This is a genomic window from Pseudomonas capeferrum, from assembly GCF_013523055.1.
Classification (GTDB): domain Bacteria; phylum Pseudomonadota; class Gammaproteobacteria; order Pseudomonadales; family Pseudomonadaceae; genus Aquipseudomonas; species Aquipseudomonas capeferrum_A.
The window spans coordinates 164273-183365 of sequence record NZ_JAAMQM010000014.1 but is presented as its reverse complement, the minus strand read 5'-3'; the positions used below and the strand labels follow the sequence as shown (position 1 = coordinate 183365).

Here is a 19093-nt window from a genome sequence, read left to right as displayed (position 1 = left end):
CCCACAAGTTGAGCGCTGAATTCAGAAGCTGCGCACTTCTTGTGGGAGCGGGCTTGCCCGCGAAGGGGTGCGAAGCAGCCCCATTGGCCTTAACTGACCAGCATTAGCCCGAAGGCGCCTTTTCAGGTAGGAGCGACAACTCAGCCAATGACCGTGGAAGCCAGCCAGAACAAGCCGGCAGCCAGGCCCATCGACGCGGGCAGCGTCAGGACCCAGGCGAGCAGGATGGTCTTGACGGTACCGCCCTGCAGACCGCTCTTGTTGGCCACCATGGTACCGGCGACACCGGAAGACAGGACGTGGGTGGTCGAGACCGGCAAGCTGAAGATGTTCGCCATGCCGATGGCGCACGCCGCGGTGATCTGCGCCGACATCCCTTGAGCGTAGGTCATGCCTTGCTTGCCGATCTTCTCGCCGATGGTCAGGACGACGCGCTTCCAGCCCACCATGGTACCCAGGCCGAGGGCCAGCGCGACCGCCAGGATCACCCAGAAAGGCGCGTATTCGGTCGTGGCGGTGAGGTCCTTGCGCAGCTTATCCAGGTCAGCCTTTTCACGGGCGTCCAGGCCTGCCAGCTTGCCGACCTTCTTCGCCGTGTCATCCAGGCAGAGCAGGTAGCGACGGACTTCGACACGCGTTTCCGAAGGCAGCTTGTGATAGTCGACAACACCCCTGAGCGATTTCTGCAGGGCCGCGATGGTCGGCTCGGTCTGCTGGGCGTTGCAGCTGAACTGCTCCGGCAGATCGCCCGGCTGGGCTTTGCCAAGCGCCAGGAATTCGCCGAGCGTGGCTTCGTTGCGCTGGTAGAACTGGCTCAAGTGCAAGGTCGCGTCGCGGGTGCGCTCGATCTGGTAGGTGGTGCTGCTCAGGTCGAGGACGAACTGCGCCGGGACGATACCGATCAGTACCAGCATGATCAGACCGATGCCTTTCTGGCCATCGTTGGAGCCATGCACGAAGCTGACGCCCATCGCCGAAATCACCAGTACCAGGCGGTTCCAGAACGGTGGGTGCTTCTTGTCGTCGAGCTTGCGGCGCTGTTCCGGCGTCTTGTGCATCTTCGACAGCGGGCGCCACCACTTCAGGCCGAGCAGCACCAATGCCGCCACGGCGAAGCCCGCCATGGGCGAGAACACCAGGGACATGGCGATATCGATCGCTTTCTGCCAATTGACCCCGTCGCCCAGCGGAATGTCGTTGATCAGGGCATTGGCCAGGCCGACGCCGAGGATCGATCCGATCAGGGTGTGCGAGCTCGATGCCGGGATCCCGAAATACCAGGTACCCAGGTTCCAGGTGATGGCGGCCGCCAGCAGGGAGAAGACCATGGCCAGGCCATGCCCGGTATTCACATTGATCAGCAGTTCGACCGGCAGCAGGTGGACGATGGCATAAGCCACCCCGACACCACCGAGCAGCACTCCCAGGAAATTGAACACCCCGGAGAAGAACACGGCCAGGTGCGGCGGCATGGCTTTGGTATAGATGACTGTAGCTACCGCGTTCGCGGTGTCATGAAAGCCATTGATGAACTCGAATGCAAGGACGAAGGTCAAGGCGAGCAAAAGGCTCACGACCACCCAGGCATCCAGTCCGCTGAATAAATCGATCATGAAGGTTTTCTGACCCGGTCATAAGGGGGCGCGATTATGCCAGAAAACCATGGCAATCGATGCACCCGCTGCTGACGGGTGGCGCGAGATGGACGAGTATGCGAGGGGACGGTGGGCCGAGCTTCCAAAAGTAAAATCCGCCAGAATCAGAGAAAATACGCGATCGTGCAGGCTTGATCCAAAAATAACGATTTTTACGCTTTTCAAACGACTGTATGAAATTTGTGTATTTCCATTTCATCAACAGCTGGCGCCTCCTCCCGCAGCCTCAAAGCTTCTCGCTGTGCAGGTCCTTCTCCATCTTTTCGAGTTCCTGAGTGAAAGCCTGATCGAGAATGCTGGCGCGTTTACGCCAAGGTTTGCGTTCAGGGTCGGGCTGGGCGGCGTATGTGGTCACTTCGCCACCGTAAACGTCTTTGTAACGTTCAGCCTGGCGCTCCAGTTCAGCGCGCAGTTCTTCTTTCGTCACAGTAATACCTGTCAGTCGAAGTTTGGTCTGGTATCGGTACGCACATGAATGCATACGGCTACACAACCAGACGATGGGTCTGTCGTGGCAACAGTTCGAATCGAGCAGTATGTTTCGGATACGACCGATAGACTTCAGCGGCTCGCATGAAGCTGAAATCGCAGCCCGCAGGGATAGACATTGGATCCATGCATCACTATCAAGTGCGAGCCAGCAAGTACGAGTATAGCAATCGCTTTATGCCTGGCTATCGCCTGTTTCAGTTTGCCGAGGTAGAACTGTGAAGTTCGTCTTGATACAAGCGCATTCACAGCTGCGGTAACTAAACTGTTTGAGAGTGACCGGGTGTGAAAATTCACTATCTGCGGAAGGAAATTAAAACGGCCTCGCTGGTTCGCAAGGCCGTACCTAGGGACTTCTACGGTGGGTACCTGACCAGTCTCTCCAAAGAAGCCACATGTGGCAGGAGAAAGGTATAAGCAAATGTGCGATCGGTCAATTGCGATTATCGGCCGTTAGTTCGATAATCGCACAAGTGACTGTCTTGAGGTGATCCATGAACGACGAAACACTACACAAGGAACCCGAATCCGCTGAGCCCGAGCGCTCGGGTTTTGCCGGGCTGGCGCCGCCGATCGTGGCGTCCCCGGCAAAGCGCATCCAGGCGTTTACCGGAGACCCGGATTTCATGACCTCGCTCGCACGCGGGCTGGCGGTCATCCAGGCCTTTCAGGAACGCAAGCGCCACCTGACCATCGCCCAGATCAGTCATCGCACCGAAATCCCTCGGGCAGCGGTGCGACGTTGTCTGCATACGTTGATGAAGCTGGGCTATGCGACGACCAATGGTCGTACGTACTCCTTGTTGCCGAAGGTGCTGACCCTGGGCCACGCCTATCTCTCGTCAACGCCTTTGGCCATCTCGTCGCAGCCCTACCTTGACCGGATCAGCGATCAATTGCATGAGGCGGCCAACATGGCGACCTTGGAAGGCGATGACATCCTTTATATAGCGCGTTCGGCAACGGTCGAGCGGCTGATCTCGGTCGACCTGTCCGTCGGGGGACGGCTACCGGCCTACTGCACGTCCATGGGACGGATCCTGCTCGCCGCCCTCGATGACGCCAGTCTTCATGAGTATCTGGATCGAGCCGACCTGAAACCACGGACCAGTCGTACGTTGCACGAGCCCGTGGCGTTGCTTGCCTGTATCCAGCAAGTGCGCGAGCAAGGCTGGTGCGTGGTCGACCAGGAACTCGAGCAAGGACTGCGGTCCATCGCGGTGCCTGTCTATGACGCGTCGGGCCAAGTGCTGGCGGCGCTCAATGTGAGCACTCATGTCGGACGGGTCAGCCGAGGTGAGCTGGAACAGCGTTTCCTGCCGATCCTGCTCGCGGCCAGTCGTGACCTGTGTACCCAGTTGTTCGCCTGACACGGCGCGGTTTCCTGTTCGATAAACGCACAGTGTCGCGTTTGTTGAATTGCACCAAGTGCCCTTGCTGATTAATGTCCTTCAAGCGGTCGGCTCTTTCGACCGGACAAGAACAATACGCACGAGGCACTGCCCATGAGTTCCATCACTTCGCTGCTGCGGCCGTACGCCGCGCAGCCGCATTCAGGCTGACGCCAGCTTAGCAATCACTGTTTGCCGATTCCTGTGCCGCCACGGGTACGGGGCTTGCCTGCGCGCTTCACTCTGGATGACAACAATGAACACACCTCAAACCGTTATCGGAAACTGCCTCGACGTCCAGTCCTTCATCAATGATCAGCCTTTGTCACGCTTTCAGTGGCGAGTGGTCATCCTGTGTTTCCTGATCGTCTTTCTCGATGGCCTCGATACCGCGGCCATGGGCTTTATCGCGCCGGCGCTGGCCCAGGACTGGGGCATCGATCGAGCCAGCCTGGGTCCGGTCATGAGCGCCGCGTTGATCGGCATGGTATTTGGCGCGCTTGGCTCCGGGCCGCTGGCCGATCGCTTCGGTCGCAGAGGGGTGCTGATAGGTGCTGTCATTCTCTTTGGCGGCTTCAGTCTGGCATCCGCCTATGCCAGCAATGTCAACGAACTGATGATATTGCGCTTTCTCACCGGGCTCGGGCTGGGTGCGGGCATGCCCAATGCCACCACCCTGCTGTCCGAATACACCCCCGAGCGCCTCAAGTCGCTGCTGGTCACCAGCATGTTCTGCGGCTTCAACCTGGGCATGGCCGGCGGCGGCTTCATCTCCGCCAAGCTCATACCTGCCTATGGCTGGCACAGCCTGCTGTTGATAGGCGGTGTGCTGCCTCTGGTGCTCGCCGTGGTGCTGTTGCTCTGGCTGCCGGAATCGGCTCGCTATCTGGTGGTACGCAATCGAGGTACCGAAAAGGTCCGCAAGACCCTGGCTCCCATTGCGCCGCACATAGTCGCCCAGGCCAACAGCTTCAGTGTGCCGGAGCAGAAAGGGGTAGCCGCGCGCAGCGTCTTCGCCGTGATCTTCTCCGGGACCTATGGCGTCGGTACCTTGCTCCTCTGGCTGACCTATTTCATGGGCCTGGTGATCGTCTACCTGTTGACCAGCTGGCTGCCGACGCTGATGCGCGACAGTGGCGCCAGCATGGAACAGGCCGCATTCATCGGCGCCTTGTTCCAGTTTGGTGGGGTACTCAGTGCCGTAGCCGTGGGATGGGCCATGGATCGCTTCAACCCGCACAAGGTCATCGGCATCTTCTATTTGCTGGCTGGCGTGTTCGCCTATGCGGTGGGCCAAAGCCTGGGCAACATCACCGTACTGGCGACTCTGGTCCTGATCGCAGGCATGTGCGTCAACGGCGCGCAATCGGCCATGCCGTCCCTGGCCGCACGCTTCTATCCCACTCAAGGTCGAGCCACGGGGGTGTCATGGATGCTCGGCATCGGCCGTTTCGGTGCCATCTTGGGTGCCTGGATCGGCGCGACCCTGTTGGGACTAGGGTGGAATTTCGAGCAAGTGCTGACAGCGTTGGTGGTTCCCGCGGCCCTGGCGACAATCGGTGTGCTCATCAAGGGCTGGGTCAGCCATGCCGATGCGACCTGAATAGGAAACATCATGCTCGCAAGCGCTCCCAGGCGAACCAGGATCGCTTGCGAGGCCGTTCCGGCCTCTCGAAAGAAGCCCTTTTCGCTCTGCAACAATCGTTCGATTATCGAACAAGTATTCGATTATCGGATTGTACGAGGTGCGCCAGATTCTCTAATCTGAGCGCATCGCAGCGACCCACGGCCCTGCATTCCGAGCACGGCTCAGCCTGACCAGGAGTCTTCAATGGCAGCAATCCTTTCGCTTCACGACGCCGTGAAGCAATTCATCCAGGATGGCGACAGCGTCGCCCTCGAAGGTTTTACCCACCTGATTCCGACGGCCGCCGGGCACGAGATCATCCGTCAAGGCAAGAAAGACCTGACCTTGGTACGGATGACGCCGGACCTGATCTACGACCAGCTGATCGGCGCCGGTTGCGCCCGCAGACTGATCTTCTCCTGGGGTGGCAATCCTGGTGTCGGCTCGCTGCATCGCCTGCGCGATGCTGTGGAAAAGCAGTGGCCCCATTCGATCGAGATCGAAGAGCACAGCCATGCCGACCTGGCCAATGCCTATGTCGCCGGCGCTTCGGGTCTGCCGTTTGCCGTGCTGCGCGCCTATGCCGGTTCCGACTTGCCGAAGGTCAACCCGTTGATCAAGACGGTCACCTGCCCATTCACGGGTGAAGTGCTCGCCGCCGTCCCGTCGGTCCGACCGGACGTCACGGTGATCCATGCTCAGAAGGCCGATCGCAAGGGCAACGTTCTGCTCTGGGGCATTCTTGGTGTGCAGAAGGAAGCGGCGCTGGCGGCCAAGCGCTGCATCGTCACCGTCGAGGAAATCGTCGACGACCTGCAGGCTCCGATGAATGCGTGCGTCCTGCCGACATGGGCGCTCAGTGCCGTGTGCCTGGTGCCGGGCGGTGCCCATCCTTCGTATGCGCACGGCTACTACGAGCGGGACAACCGGTTCTATCAACAATGGGACCCGATTGCCCGCAGCCGCGAGTCGTTCACTGCCTGGATCGACACCTTCATTCGTGGCACCGCCGACTTCAACGAATTCAAGGCCAAGCTGGCCAGCGCTGCGGAGGCCGCACAATGAGCTACTCCACCAATGAAATGATGACCGTCGCCGCTGCCCGTCGCCTGCGCAACGGCGCTGTCTGCTTCGTCGGCATCGGCCTGCCGTCCAAGGCCGCCAACCTGGCACGCCTGACCTCGTCTCCGGATGTGGTGCTGATCTACGAATCAGGTCCGATCGGCGCCAAACCGAGCGTGCTGCCGTTGTCGATCGGTGACGGCGAGCTGGCCGAAACCGCCGATACCGTCGTGCCTACCGGCGAGATCTTCCGCTACTGGCTGCAAGGGGGGCGTATCGACGTGGGCTTCCTCGGCGCCGCTCAGGTCGACCGCTTCGGCAATATCAACACCACCGTGGTCGGCGATTACCACGCGCCCCGCACCCGCTTGCCAGGTGCCGGCGGCGCGCCGGAAATCGCCGGCTCCGCCAAGCAGGTACTGATCATCCTCAAGCAGTCGCCACGAGCGTTCGTCGATAAACTCGATTTCATCACGTCGGTGGGGCATGGCGAAGGCGGCGACTCGCGCAAGCGCCTGGGCCTGCCCGGCGAAGGGCCGGTAGGAATCATCACCGACCTGTGCATCATGGAGCCGGAAGCCGATACCCACGAATTCGTGGTCACCTCCATCCATCCGGGCGTCACTCGCGAACAGATCGTGGCCGCCACCGGGTGGGCGATTCGCTTCGCCGAAGATGTCCAGGTCACTGCCGAGCCGAACGAAGTCGAATTGACTGCCCTGCGCGACCTTGAAGCCCGTACCGCCGTCGCCCATGGCCAGACACCTGGAGAAGCATGATGCGTGAAGTCTTTATCTGCGACGCCATCCGGACCCCGATCGGGCGCTTCGGTGGAGCCCTGGCCGGTGTCCGCGCCGACGACCTGGCGGCAGTGCCGCTCAAGGCATTGATCGAGCGCAACCCATCGGTGCAGTGGGATCAGCTCGATGAGGTGTTCCTCGGCTGCGCCAACCAGGCAGGCGAGGACAACCGTAACGTGGCGCGCATGGCGCTGTTGCTGGCCGGCCTGCCGGAGAGCGTCCCGGGCGTGACACTCAATCGCCTGTGTGCCTCGGGCATGGATGCGATCGGCACGGCGTTCCGCGCCATCGCCAGCGGCGAGATGGAACTGGCCATCGCTGGCGGCGTGGAGTCGATGTCGCGTGCGCCCTTTGTCATGGGCAAGGCCGACAATGCCTACTCGCGCAACATGAAGCTGGAAGACACCACGATCGGCTGGCGTTTCGTCAACCCGTTGATGAAGGCGCAATACGGCGTGGATGCCATGCCGCAGACCGCCGACAACGTGGCCGATGACTATCAGGTATCGCGAGCCGACCAGGACGCGTTTGCCCTGCGCAGCCAGCAGCGGACAGCGGCGGCCCAGGCAGCTGGCTACTTCGCCGAAGAGATCGTCCCGGTGCGCATTGCGCACAAGAAGGGCGAGACCGTGGTCGAGCAGGACGAGCATCCGCGTGGTGACACGACGCTGGAAGCGTTGGCCCGGCTCAAGCCGGTCAACGGCGCAGACAAGACTGTCACCGCCGGCAATGCCTCGGGTGTCAACGACGGCGCCGCGGCGCTGATCCTGGCGTCCGCGGACGCCGTTCGCAAGCATGGCCTGACCGCACGCGCTCGTGTATTGGGCATGGCCAGCGCCGGGGTATCCCCGCGGGTGATGGGTATCGGCCCGGTACCTGCAGTGCGCAAGCTGACCGAGCGCCTGGGCGTGGCGGTGAGCGATTTCGATGTCATCGAGCTCAACGAGGCTTTTGCCAGCCAGGGTCTGGCCGTACTGCGCGAGCTTGGCGTGGCCGACGATGCCCCGCAGGTCAATCCCAACGGTGGCGCGATTGCCTTGGGGCACCCGCTGGGCATGAGCGGCGCTCGACTGGTACTGACCGCCCTGCATCAGCTCGAGAAGAGCGGAGGACGTAAAGGCTTGGCAACCATGTGCGTAGGCGTCGGACAAGGCCTGGCACTGGCTATCGAACGCGTTTGAGCCGTAGTTCTGGCGGGCAACAATGTCCGTCAGGCTGGCAATGGTTGAACGGGAGTGTTACTGGGTATGTCTAGTGGCCTGTAGGATTAACTCGAATACAGGCCATTAGACCTTCAGTATCCCTCCAGGAGCACATCGCATGACCTCTATCCACTACACAGGCGAGGAGCGCAGCAAGCGCATCTTCGCCATCGTCGGCGCCTCTTCGGGCAACCTTGTGGAATGGTTCGACTTCTATGTCTACGCCTTCTGCGCCATCTACTTCGCCCCGGCCTTTTTCCCGTCCGACGATCCCACGGTGCAACTGCTCAATACCGCAGGGGTATTTGCGGCGGGCTTTCTCATGCGCCCGATCGGCGGCTGGATCTTCGGCCGCCTGGCCGACCGGCGGGGCCGCAAGAACTCGCTGATGATCTCGGTCCTGATGATGTGCTTCGGTTCCCTGATCATCGCTTGCCTGCCGACCTACGCCAGCATCGGGGCCTGGGCACCGGCATTGCTGCTTTTGGCACGGCTGATCCAGGGCCTGTCGGTGGGCGGTGAATACGGCACCACGGCGACCTACATGAGTGAAGTGGCACTGCGCGGCCAGCGCGGCTTCTTCGCATCGTTCCAGTATGTGACGTTGATCGGCGGTCAGTTGCTGGCGGTGCTGGTGGTCGTGATCCTCCAGCAGATACTGACCGAGGAAGAGCTGCGGGCCTGGGGCTGGCGCATTCCCTTCGTGGTCGGTGCCGTGGCCGCGCTGATCTCGCTGATGTTGCGTCGTTCGCTGGAAGAGACCAGCAGCGCCGAGACCCGCCAGGACAAGGAGGCCGGCACCATCCGCGGTCTGTTCCGTCATCACACGGCGGCTTTCATAACAGTATTGGGCTACACCGCGGGCGGCTCGCTGATCTTCTACACCTTCACCACCTACATGCAGAAATACCTGGTCAACACGGCGGGCATGCACGCCAAAAACGCCAGCTATGTCATGACCGGTGCGCTGTTCGTGTTCATGTGCCTGCAGCCGCTGTTCGGCATGCTCTCCGATCGCATCGGTCGACGCACCTCGATGTTGTTGTTCGGCGCCTTGGGTACGCTGTTCACCGTGCCCCTGTTGATGGCGCTGAAAACCGTGGAGAGCCCGTTCATGGCATTCGTGCTGATTACCTTGGCACTGTGCATCGTCAGCCTCTATACCTCCATCAGCGGCCTGGTGAAAGCCGAGATGTTCCCGCCGCAGGTGCGTGCGCTCGGGGTCGGGCTGGCCTACGCGGTGGCCAACGCAATGTTTGGCGGCTCGGCCGAGTATGTCGCCCTGGGTCTGAAGACCCTGGGCATGGAAAACACGTTCTATTGGTATGTCACTGTCATGATGGCGGTCGCTTTCCTGTTCAGCCTGCGCCTGCCGAAACAGGCAGCCTACCTGCACCACGATCACTGAGGAGCTGCAATGACGCAACGAGCGGACAACCAGTTGTTCGATGCCTACTTCACCGCGCCGGCCATGCGCGAGATCTTCTCCGACCGTGGCCGGTTGCAAGGCATGCTCGACTTCGAAGCCGCGCTGGCGCGTGCCGAAGCCGATGCGGGGTTGGTACCGCACGGCGTGGTCCCCGCCATCGAAGCCGCCTGTCGCGCCGAGCGCTACGACACTGGGGCACTGGCCGAGGCCATCAGCATCGCCGGCAACTCGGCGATTCCGCTGGTCAAGGCATTGGGCAAGGTCGTCGCCAGCGGTGTGCCCGAGGCGGAACGCTACGTCCACCTGGGGGCGACCAGCCAGGATGCGATGGATACCGGACTGGTCCTCCAGCTGCGCGATGCGCTTGCCCTGGTCGAAGCCGATCTGACTCGTCTGGCCGACACATTGGCACGCCAGGCCTTGCAGCATGCCGACACCCCCATGGTGGGGCGGACCTGGTTACAGCACGCCACGCCGGTGACACTGGGCATGAAGTTCGCCGGCTGGCTGGGCGCCCTCACGCGCCATCGCCAACGCTTGCGAGAACTGCGTCCGCGCCTGTTGTGCCTGCAGTTCGGCGGCGCCTCGGGCAGTCTCGCGGCGCTAGGCAGCAAGGCCATGCCCGTGGCGGAAGCATTGGCGGGCCACTTGTCCCTCACACTGCCGGAGCAACCTTGGCATACCCAGCGTGATCGGTTGGTGGAGTTCGCCTCGGTGTTGGGCATGGTCGCCGGCAGTCTGGGCAAGATAGGCCGTGACATGAGCCTGCTGATGCAGACCGAGGCCGCGGAGGTGTTCGAGCCTTCTGCGCCAGGCAAGGGTGGCTCCTCGACCATGCCGCACAAGCGTAACCCGGTAGGTGCCGCGGTGTTGATCAGCGCCGCGACGCGCGTACCGGGCCTGGTAGCCACACTGTTTGCCGCCATGCCCCAAGAGCACGAGCGCAGTCTTGGCCTGTGGCACGCCGAATGGGAAACCCTGCCAGACATCTGCTGCCTGGTCTCCGGCGCCTTGCGCCAGGCACAGATCATTGCCGAGGGGCTGGAAGTGGACAGCGAGCGCATGCGCCGCAACCTCGACCTGACCCAGGGGCTTGTGCTCGCTGAAGCCGTGAGCATCGTCCTGGCCCAGCGCCTGGGGCGCGATCGTGCCCATCATTTGCTGGAGCAATGCTGCCAACGCGCCGTCGCCGAACAGCGCCACCTGCGTACCGTGCTGGGCGAGGACCCTCAGGTCAGCGCCGAACTGGGCACGGAAGAACTCGATCGCCTGCTCGACCCCGCTCATTACTTGGGCCAGGCGCGAGTCTGGGTCGCGCGCGCGGTCGCCGAACATCAACGTTTCACTTCCTGAAAGGAGATCACCGTGGCTCAACTGCAACTGGCCGATGGCGTGCTGAATTATCGACTCGACGGCCCGGAACACGCTCCGGTCCTGATCCTCTCCAACTCTCTGGGTACCAACCTGCATATGTGGGATACCCAGATTCCGATGTGGACCCAGCATTTCCGGGTGTTGCGCTACGACACACGCGGCCACGGCGAATCGCTGGTCAGCGAAGGCCCCTACAGCATCGAACAACTGGGCAAGGATGTCCTGGCCCTGCTTGACGCACTGGGCATCGCCCGCGCCCACTTCTGCGGCCTGTCGATGGGTGGCCTTATCGGTCAGTGGCTGGGTATCAATGCCGGGTCGCGCCTGGAGCGTCTGGTCATCTGCAACACCGCCGCCAAGATCGGTTCGCCCGATACTTGGAACCCGCGTATCGAGACAGTCCTGCGCGACGGTGCCGAGGCCATGCGCGAGCTGTGCGACGCCTCCGTGGAGCGCTGGTTCACCCCCGGTTTCTCGACGGTCCATACCGAGCAGGTCAAGCGCATCACCGACATGCTCGCCACGACCTCGCCCGAAGGCTACGCGGCCAACTGTGGCGCGGTTCGCGACGCTGATTTCCGTGACCAGCTCGGCCAGATCCAAGTGCCGCTGCTGGTCATCAGCGGCAGCGCCGACGCGGTCACCCCACCCGCGGGTGGGCTGTTCGTCCAGGAGCGCGTGTCGGGCGCGGAATATGCCGAGTTCCAGGCGGCACACTTGTCCAACGTCGAGGTCGGCGAGCCGTTCAGCCGTCGCGTTCTCGATTTCCTGATGGCGCGCTGAGGAGGCTACATGGACGAGAAACAACGTTACGAAGCCGGCATGCAGGTGCGTCGCGCCGTGCTCGGTGATGCTCACGTGGACCGCAGCGTGGAAAAGCTCAACGACTTCAATGGCGAATTCCAGGAGATGATCACGCGTCACGCCTGGGGCGATATCTGGACCCGTCCCGGTCTGCCGCGGCACACTCGCAGCCTGATCACCATCGCCATGCTGATCGGCATGAACCGCACCGATGAACTCAAGCTGCACCTGCGCGCCGCCGCCAGCAATGGCGTGACGCGTGACGAGATCAAGGAAGTGCTCATGCAAAGCGCGATCTACTGCGGCATTCCGGCTGCCAACGCGACCTTCCACCTGGCCGAGTCGGTCTGGGACGAACTGGGCGTGGAATCGCGGGCCTGAACATCGACCACTGCCCTGGCAAGCGCTAGGGCATGACCTTCCTGTTACGGGTCGCGACAGGACCGGCGTGGGCCTCCACGGCCCGCTTCAAGGCAGGGCACAGCCCCAGTAGAAAGGCCAGCTCAGCCACGACGAACAGCGGGCCGATGATCAGCCCGCTGATGTCATCGACGAACGCCGGCTTGCGACCCTCATAGAAGTGACCGACGAACTGGATGACCCAGCCGATCACGAACGTTCCCAGTCCGGCACTGAGCCACAGACCGGTGTCCTGGACTGCCATTATCTGCCCGACCCACAGGCACAGGCCCAGCAGCGCGCCCATGATCAGGCCGAATCGCTGGTCCAGGCGCAGGTAGTACCAGGTGGAGGCTGCCGCGACCAACAGCGCGGGCGACAACCACATGCCCCCGACGCTCCAGCCGGGGCGTGAAAGCAGAATGCTCACTGCCAGCACGATCAACGGGATCCCTACGAAATGCGTGGCGATGTTCCGGGGGTCACGGTGATAAGTGGCGTATTGGCTCAGCTGTTCGACGAGGCTCTTCATGGTTGTTCCTCCATTGGGGCTCGGGTTCGCGACCGTCCGTACAAAGCAGGATAGCTGTTCGAACGCGGCAGAGCCGTATGCGCTCGTCGCTGTGCAGCGCACCTTTACTCGGTTGGATGCCACTGGCTGACCAAATCGCGCGCCAAGCCAGCTCCTACACGGGTCCAAGCCCCATTGGCCTTAACTGATCGGCATCAGCTGTGCGCCAGCGGCTATTGCGCTTGCTGACGCTTGCCGACCTTACAACAGGTTCAACGGATAGTTGACGATAAGACGATTCTCGTCGAAGGCGTTGCTGCTGAAATCCCGGCGCATGGTCGAGTTCCGCCATCTGATCGACAAATCCTTGAAGGTGCCGCTCTGTATTACGTAGGCCAACTCCGATTCACGCGCCCACTCTCGTCCATCGGTACGGCCGCCGGTGTGGACGTTGTCGCCCTTGATATAGCGGTTCATCAGCGTCAAACCAGGTACGCCCAAGTTGACGAAGTTGAAGTCATGTCGCAACTGCCAGGAGCGCTCGCCCGCATTATCGAAGCTTGCGTTGTAGCTGTCGTTGGCCAGCGTGCCACCGCTGGTGCCATTGACCCGTAGCCAGGCATCATCGCCGCTGACCTTCTGCAAGCCGATGTAGAACGTGTTGCCCTGGAAACGCGCCGAGAGCATGGCCGAGGCGGTGCGGTTGTCCAGCTCGCCGGCTCGTTCGGCGCCGTCCTCCTTGCCGATGAAGTAACCGAGGTTGGCCCCCAGGGTCCATGCGCCCACAGGCTGGCTGTGTATCAGGTTGACGTACTGCTGGCGATAGATGTCCTTGAGTTGCGCGTCCCACAAGCCGATCAGGGTGCGCTTGTCGTTGAAACTGTACTCGCCGCCGGCAAAGTTGAAGCGGTCCGAAGTAAAGGCCGCGCGCCCGTTGAGTGACATGTCCTGCATGCTGGCATCATTGCGCGGACTGTTGGCGCGAAACTGGCCGGCATACAGGGTCAGGCCCTCGATCTGGCGTGAAGTCAACTGGCCGCCGCGAAAAGTCTGCGGCAGCGAGCGGCCATCGTCTGCTCGAAGTATCGGCAGCAGGGGCATCCATTCGCCTACCTTGAGTTCGGTTTGCGAAACGCGGGCCTTGAAGGCAACGCCGAGACGACCGAAGTCCTGCGCCGGGCGACCATCGTCGTGTACCGGCAGCAGTTGGGTACCAGCCGTTCCCCGACCGCCATCGAGCTTGACCGAGTACAGGCCCAGGATATCCACGCCAAAACCCACGGCGCCTTGGGTAAAGCCGGAACGCGCATCGAGAATCAGGCTCTGAGTCCATTCTTCGGCCTTGCCCTGGGCATTGGCCGGGTCGACGAAGTTGCGGTTGAAATAGAAATTGCGCAGGTTGAGGGTAGCTTTGCCGTCTTCTAGGAAACCTTGTTCGGCGGCCACGACGGGTAACGCGAATGTCGCGGCCAATAGGCCAGGCAGCAGGGATCGGGCGGATTGCAAAGTGCTCATCTAAGGTGGATCTCTTGTTTTTATTGGCGAGCCGGTTCGCCACGCGAATAGCAGCGCAGCAAGGTCCGATTGCTGGATGGATCTATGCAAGAAAGATCGCGCGTCGATGGTGCGGGGGAGGGAAGTCCCAAGACAATTCGCGGAGCGCGGAACAGGGCGTTAATCGAACGAAAAGTACGGGGCAATAAAAAGCCCACCGCGAAGGGTGGGCTTGGCATGCACGGCAGGATCAGCCTTTGGGCGTGTCTACCGCAGCCTGTTGGTTGGCTTGACCGGTGCGCTCGTACCAGCCGCCTCCGAGGGCCCTGTACAGGTTGACCTCGCTGACCAACTGCGACAGGCGATCGCTGATCAGGGCCTGCTGGGCACTGAACAGGTTGCGCTGGGCGTCGAGGAAGGTCAGGTTGCTGTCGATACCGATACGGTAGCGGCGCTCCGCGAGGCGATGGTAATCCTGGTTGGCGGCCACCAGGTCACGTTGCGCCTGCAGCTGCTCCTTGAACGTCTTGCGTGCGGCAAGGCCATCGGAGACTTCCTGGAAGGCGGTCTGGATGGTCTTTTCGTACTGGGCGACGTTGATGTCTTTCTGAATCTTCGAGTAATCCAGGCTGGCCTTCAGGCTGCCCGCGGTGAAGATCGGCAGATTGATCTGCGGCTGGAACAGCCAGGTGCCGGAACCGCCCTTGAACAGCCCGTCCATGTCCGGGCTCAGGGTCCCGGCATTGGCGGTCAGGCTGATGCTTGGGAAGAACGCGGCCCGCGCGGCGCCGATGTTGGCGTTGGCTGCCTTGAGCAGGTGCTCGGCCTCGACGATGTCCGGACGCCGCTGCAGCAGGTCGGAGGGCAGGCCGGCCGGTACTTCGGCCAGTTGGTCGGCGTCGAGCTTGAGGGAGGCCGGCAGGTCGGCCGGAATGCCGGTGCCGAGCAGCACGGTCAGGTTGTTGAGGTCCTGGGCGACCAGACGCTGATACTGCGACAGCTTGACTCGAGCACCTTCGACGGCGGTGCGGGCCTGGCTCAGGTCGAGCGCCGAAGAGACCCCGACCTCGTTGCTACGGCGCGTCAGCGCGAAGCTCTGCTCGTACGTCTCGAGGGTGTCCTCGGTCAGCTTGAGCAGCGACTGGTCGGCCTGCCAGGTGTAGTAAGCGTTGGCGACGCTGGCGACCAGGCTGATCTGCGTGGAGCGACGTGCTTCCTCGCTGGACAGGTAGATTTCCAGCGCCTGCTGACTCAGGCTGCGAACGCGACCGAACAGGTCGAGCTCGTAGGCGCTCACGCCGACGGTGGCCGAATACTGGCTGGTGATGCCCGACTCGCCGGTTTGGGACAGGTCGGCAGGCACACGCTGGCGGGTACCGCTGCCAGTCGCCGAGACCGCCGGGAACAGGTCGGCGCGCTGGATGCGGTATTGCGCCCGATAGGCCTCGATGTTCAGCGCGGCGACCCGCAGGTCGCGGTTATTCACCAGCGACGTCTGGATCAGCTGCTGCAAGGCAGGATCGTTGAAGACCTGGCGCCAGCCTTGCTCGGCAGCGGCAACGGCGGCCGACTCGGCGGGCGAGTACGCAGGGCCTTGCGGCCACTGCGCAGCCACCGGCGCTTCGGGTGTCTGGTAGTCGGGAATCAGCGAGCAGCCGCCAAGAATGAACGCGGTTACCGCCAGGGTTAACAGGGACTTACTCATTGCCCAGCCTCATAGCGTGGAGTGTCAGGGGTGGCGTCGGTTTCCGGCTTCTTGCTGGTGAACAGTGACGACACGACTACGAAGAACAGTGGAACCCAGAAGATGGCCAGCACGGTCGCCGTGATCATCCCGCCGATCACGCCGGTACCGATGGCATGCTGGCTGCCCGAGCCCGCGCCAGTAGCGATAGTCAACGGTACCACGCCGAGAATGAAGGCAAGCGAGGTCATGATGATCGGACGCAGACGCATGCGACAGGCCTCGATGGCCGCGTCGGCCAGGCTGCGGCCCTGCTCGTGCAGTTCCTTGGCGAATTCGACGATCAGGATCGCGTTCTTCGCCGCCAGGCCGATGGTGGTCAACAGGCCGACCAGGAAGTATACGTCGTTGGACAGGCCACGCATGCTGGCCGCGATCAGGGCACCGATGATACCCAGTGGCACGACCAGTACGACCGCGATCGGGATCGACCAGCTTTCGTACAGCGCCGCCAGGCACAGGAACACGAACAGCAGCGAGAGGGCGAACAGCGCCGGCATCTGCGAGCCGGAGAGCTTTTCCTCGTACGACATGCCGGTCCAGGCATAGCCGATACCGTCCGGCAGTTCGCCAGCGATACGCTCGACTTCGGCCATGGCTTCACCGGTACTGTAGCCAGGCGCCGGAGCACCCAGGATTTCGACCGCCTCGACGCCGTTGTAACGCGACAGCTTCGGCGATCCGTACGTCCACTCGCCACGGGCGAACGAAGAGAACGGAACCATTTCGCCCGCACCGTTGCGCACATACCACTTCTGCAGGTCTTCAGGGCTCATCCGGGCACTCGATTCACCCTGGATATAGACCTTCTTGACTCGACCACGATCGATGAAGTCGTTGACGTAGCTGCCACCCAGTGCGATCGACAAGGTGTTGTTGATGTCGGCGATGGTCACGCCCAGAGCACTCGCACGTTCGTCATCGACGATCAACTGGTACTGCGGCTCGTCGTTCAGACCGTTCGGACGTACACCGGCGAGGATCTTGCTCTGCGAAGCCTTGGCAAGAAACTCACCACGCGCTTCCATCAGCTTTTCATGGCCGACACCGGCGCGGTCCTGAAGGAACACATCGAAACCGGTGGCGTTACCCAGTTCCAGTACCGCCGGCGGGGCGAAGGCGAACACCATCGCGTCGCGGAAGCTGAAGAAGTGCTGCTGGGCGCGGGTAGCCAAGCTGAAGACGCTGTTTTCCGCGGTACGCTCCTCCCAGGGCTTGAGCATGATGAACGCCATGCCCGAACTCTGGCCACGGCCGGCGAAGTTGAAGCCGGTGACGGTGAATACCGAAGAGACAGTATCGGCTTCGTCCTTGAGCAGGTATTCGCGCATCTGATCGACCACTGTCTGGGTGCGCTCGGCGCTCGATCCGGCAGGCGTCTGGACCTGGGCGAACAGTACCCCCTGGTCTTCTTCAGGCAGGAACGCGGTAGGGATGCGCATGAACAGCCAGATCATGCCTACGATGATCAGGGCATAGGCCAGCAGGAACGGGGCCTTGTTGCGCAAGATGCTGCCGACGCTGCGCTCGTAACCACGCACGCTACGGTCGAAGCTGCGGTTGAACCAGCCGAAGAAGCCGCGCTTGGGCTCGTGATGCTGTCCCTTGGTGATCGGCTTGAGCATGGTGGCGCACAGTGCCGGGGTGAAGATCAGCGCAACGAGAACCGACAGGCCCATCGCCGAGACGATGGTGATCGAGAACTGCCGGTAGATCACGCCAGTGGAGCCACCGAAGAAGGCCATCGGCAACAGTACCGCCGAAAGCACGAGGGCGATACCGACCAACGCACCCTGGATCTGCTCCATGGACCGTTTTGTCGCTTCCTTGGGCGGGAGCCCATCCTCGGCCATTACCCGCTCGACGTTTTCCACCACGACGATGGCATCGTCCACCAGCAGGCCGATGGCCAGGACCATGGCGAACATGGTCAGGGTGTTGATGCTGAAGCCGAACGCGGCGAGGATGCCGAAGGTCCCGAGCAGTACCACCGGCACCGTCATGGTGGTGATCACCGTGGCGCGGAAGTTCTGCAGGAACAGGTACATCACCAGGAACACCAGGACGACCGCCTCGATCAGGGTATGAACGACTCCGCTGATCGATTCGGTAACCACAGGCGTGGTGTCGTAAGGGAACACCGCCTTCATGCCCGGCGGGAAGAACGGCTCCAGGTCGCTGATGGTCTGGCGTAGCGCCTTGGCGGTATCCAGGGCGTTGGCACCGGTTGCCAGCTTGACCGCCAGGCCCGAGGCCGGCTTGCCGTTGAACTGCGCACTGATTGCGTAGTTTTCGCCACCCAGACCGACCTCGGCGACGTCACCCAGACGCACTTGCGAACCGTCATTGTTGACCTTGAGCAGTATCTTCTCGAACTGCTCGGCGGTCTGCAGACGGGTCTTGCCGATGATGGTGGCGTTGAGCTGGGTGCCCGGCACGGCAGGCAGGCCGCCGAGCTGACCGGAGGATACCTGGACGTTCTGCGCGGTGACCGCGGTACGCACATCGACGGGCGTCAGCTGGAACTTGTTCAGCTTGGCCGGATCGAGCCAGATGCGCATGGCGTACTGAGCGCCGAAGACCTGGAAGTCACCCACGCCCGCGGTCCGGGAAACCGGATCCTGCATGTTGGAGACGATGTAGTTGGCCAGGTCGTCCTTGGTCATGCTGCCGTCTTCCGACACCAGGCCGATCACCATCAGGAAGTTCTTCACCGCCTTGGTCACGCGGATGCCCTGTTGCTGCACTTCTTGCGGCAGCAACGGGGTCGCCAGGTTCAGCTTGTTCTGGACCTGGACCTGGGCGGTATCGGGGTTGGTGCCCTGCTCGAAGGTGGCGGTGATGGTCATGCTGCCGTCGGAGTTGCTCTCCGAGGAGACATAGCGCAGGTTGTCGATACCGTTGAGCTGTTGCTCGATGACCTGCACTACGGTGTCCTGCACGGTCTGCGCCGAGGCACCTGGGTAGCTCACGGCGATGGCAATGGCCGGCGGCGCGATGCTGGGGTACTGGTTGATCGGCAGCTTCAGGATCGACAAGGCGCCGACCAGCATGATCACCAGAGCGATCACCCACGCGAAGATCGGGCGATCAATAAAGAACTTCGACATGG

The 19093-nt window shown here is 62.1% G+C and carries 15 protein-coding genes; 9 read left to right on the top strand and 6 right to left on the bottom strand.

Going from position 1 to position 19093, the window contains the following annotated elements; genetic code table 11:
* Positions 1 to 140: 140 nt before the first annotated feature.
* Together G7009_RS17265 and G7009_RS17260 are read right to left on the bottom strand one after the other, a co-directional pair.
* Complete coding sequence (locus G7009_RS17265; protein WP_181131266.1) at positions 141 to 1613, bottom strand: inorganic phosphate transporter; 1473 nt, start codon at positions 1611 to 1613, stop codon at positions 141 to 143.
* Positions 1614 to 1881: 268 nt separating this feature from the next.
* The gene (locus G7009_RS17260; protein ID WP_181131265.1) at positions 1882 to 2082 is read right to left on the bottom strand and encodes a hypothetical protein; all 201 of its coding nucleotides are present in this window, start codon (positions 2080 to 2082) and stop codon (positions 1882 to 1884) included.
* 556 nt (positions 2083 to 2638) lie between these two features.
* On the opposite strand from G7009_RS17260, the gene pcaR reads away from it, so the two are divergent.
* The 9 genes from pcaR (at position 2639) to pcaC (ending at position 12214) form a co-directional block, all read left to right on the top strand.
* On the top strand, positions 2639 to 3514 hold the full coding sequence (pcaR, locus tag G7009_RS17255) for a pca regulon transcriptional regulator PcaR (RefSeq protein WP_219856626.1): 876 nt from the start codon (positions 2639 to 2641) through the stop codon (positions 3512 to 3514).
* 277 nt (positions 3515 to 3791) lie between these two features.
* The gene (locus tag G7009_RS17250) at positions 3792 to 5138 is read left to right on the top strand and encodes an MFS transporter (protein ID WP_181131264.1); all 1347 of its coding nucleotides are present in this window, start codon (positions 3792 to 3794) and stop codon (positions 5136 to 5138) included.
* Between the two features lie 228 nt (positions 5139 to 5366).
* The gene (locus G7009_RS17245) at positions 5367 to 6227 is read left to right on the top strand and encodes a CoA transferase subunit A (protein WP_181131263.1); all 861 of its coding nucleotides are present in this window, start codon (positions 5367 to 5369) and stop codon (positions 6225 to 6227) included.
* Positions 6224 to 7003, top strand: a complete 780-nt coding sequence (locus G7009_RS17240; RefSeq protein WP_181131262.1) for a CoA-transferase subunit beta — start codon at positions 6224 to 6226, stop codon at positions 7001 to 7003. The genes G7009_RS17245 and G7009_RS17240 overlap by 4 nt, the downstream gene beginning before the upstream one ends.
* Positions 7000 to 8205, top strand: coding sequence for a 3-oxoadipyl-CoA thiolase (gene pcaF / locus G7009_RS17235; RefSeq protein ID WP_181131261.1), 1206 nt, complete (start codon positions 7000 to 7002; stop codon positions 8203 to 8205). The genes G7009_RS17240 and pcaF overlap by 4 nt, the downstream gene beginning before the upstream one ends.
* A gap of 139 nt (positions 8206 to 8344) precedes the next feature.
* Entirely contained in the window at positions 8345 to 9634 is a 1290-nt protein-coding gene (locus tag G7009_RS17230) for an MFS family transporter (protein ID WP_181131260.1), read from the top strand.
* 9 nt (positions 9635 to 9643) lie between these two features.
* Positions 9644 to 11008 carry a 3-carboxy-cis,cis-muconate cycloisomerase gene (locus G7009_RS17225; protein WP_181131259.1) on the top strand — a complete coding sequence of 455 codons (1365 nt, stop codon included), beginning with the start codon at positions 9644 to 9646 and terminating at the stop codon, positions 11006 to 11008.
* 12 nt (positions 11009 to 11020) lie between these two features.
* Entirely contained in the window at positions 11021 to 11812 is a 792-nt protein-coding gene (gene pcaD, locus G7009_RS17220; RefSeq protein WP_181131258.1) for a 3-oxoadipate enol-lactonase, read from the top strand.
* Between the two features lie 9 nt (positions 11813 to 11821).
* Positions 11822 to 12214 carry a 4-carboxymuconolactone decarboxylase gene (gene pcaC / locus G7009_RS17215; RefSeq protein WP_181131257.1) on the top strand — a complete coding sequence of 131 codons (393 nt, stop codon included), beginning with the start codon at positions 11822 to 11824 and terminating at the stop codon, positions 12212 to 12214.
* 25 nt (positions 12215 to 12239) lie between these two features.
* On the opposite strand, the gene G7009_RS17210 is transcribed toward pcaC, so the two are convergent.
* From G7009_RS17210 to ttgB, 4 genes are all read right to left on the bottom strand, one after another.
* Positions 12240 to 12764, bottom strand: a complete 525-nt coding sequence (locus G7009_RS17210; RefSeq protein WP_181131256.1) for an Mpo1 family 2-hydroxy fatty acid dioxygenase — start codon at positions 12762 to 12764, stop codon at positions 12240 to 12242.
* A 240-nt stretch (positions 12765 to 13004) separates the two neighbouring features.
* Positions 13005 to 14258, bottom strand: coding sequence for an OprD family porin (locus G7009_RS17205; RefSeq protein ID WP_181131255.1), 1254 nt, complete (start codon positions 14256 to 14258; stop codon positions 13005 to 13007).
* Between the two features lie 229 nt (positions 14259 to 14487).
* Positions 14488 to 15942, bottom strand: a complete 1455-nt coding sequence (locus G7009_RS17200; RefSeq protein WP_181131254.1) for an AdeC/AdeK/OprM family multidrug efflux complex outer membrane factor — start codon at positions 15940 to 15942, stop codon at positions 14488 to 14490.
* Positions 15939 to 19091, bottom strand: a complete 3153-nt coding sequence (ttgB, locus tag G7009_RS17195) for a multidrug efflux RND transporter permease subunit TtgB (RefSeq protein ID WP_181131253.1) — start codon at positions 19089 to 19091, stop codon at positions 15939 to 15941. The genes G7009_RS17200 and ttgB overlap by 4 nt, the downstream gene beginning before the upstream one ends.
* Between the last annotated feature and the right edge of the window lie 2 nt (positions 19092 to 19093).

Bases quoted from the DNA above. Each gene is read 5' to 3' on its own strand.
- G7009_RS17265 (WP_181131266.1), bottom strand. From the start codon at position 1,613: ATGATCGATTTATTCAGCGGACTGGATGCCTGGGTGGTCGTGAGCCTT.
- pcaR (WP_219856626.1), top strand. From the start codon at position 2,639: ATGAACGACGAAACACTACACAAGGAACCCGAATCCGCTGAGCCCGAG.
- G7009_RS17250 (WP_181131264.1), top strand. From the start codon at position 3,792: ATGAACACACCTCAAACCGTTATCGGAAACTGCCTCGACGTCCAGTCC.
- G7009_RS17245 (WP_181131263.1), top strand. From the start codon at position 5,367: ATGGCAGCAATCCTTTCGCTTCACGACGCCGTGAAGCAATTCATCCAG.
- G7009_RS17240 (WP_181131262.1), top strand. From the start codon at position 6,224: ATGAGCTACTCCACCAATGAAATGATGACCGTCGCCGCTGCCCGTCGC.
- pcaF (WP_181131261.1), top strand. From the start codon at position 7,000: ATGATGCGTGAAGTCTTTATCTGCGACGCCATCCGGACCCCGATCGGG.
- G7009_RS17230 (WP_181131260.1), top strand. From the start codon at position 8,345: ATGACCTCTATCCACTACACAGGCGAGGAGCGCAGCAAGCGCATCTTC.
- G7009_RS17225 (WP_181131259.1), top strand. From the start codon at position 9,644: ATGACGCAACGAGCGGACAACCAGTTGTTCGATGCCTACTTCACCGCG.
- pcaC (WP_181131257.1), top strand. From the start codon at position 11,822: ATGGACGAGAAACAACGTTACGAAGCCGGCATGCAGGTGCGTCGCGCC.
- G7009_RS17210 (WP_181131256.1), bottom strand. From the start codon at position 12,764: ATGAAGAGCCTCGTCGAACAGCTGAGCCAATACGCCACTTATCACCGT.
- G7009_RS17205 (WP_181131255.1), bottom strand. From the start codon at position 14,258: ATGAGCACTTTGCAATCCGCCCGATCCCTGCTGCCTGGCCTATTGGCC.
- G7009_RS17200 (WP_181131254.1), bottom strand. From the start codon at position 15,942: ATGAGTAAGTCCCTGTTAACCCTGGCGGTAACCGCGTTCATTCTTGGC.
- ttgB (WP_181131253.1), bottom strand. From the start codon at position 19,091: ATGTCGAAGTTCTTTATTGATCGCCCGATCTTCGCGTGGGTGATCGCT.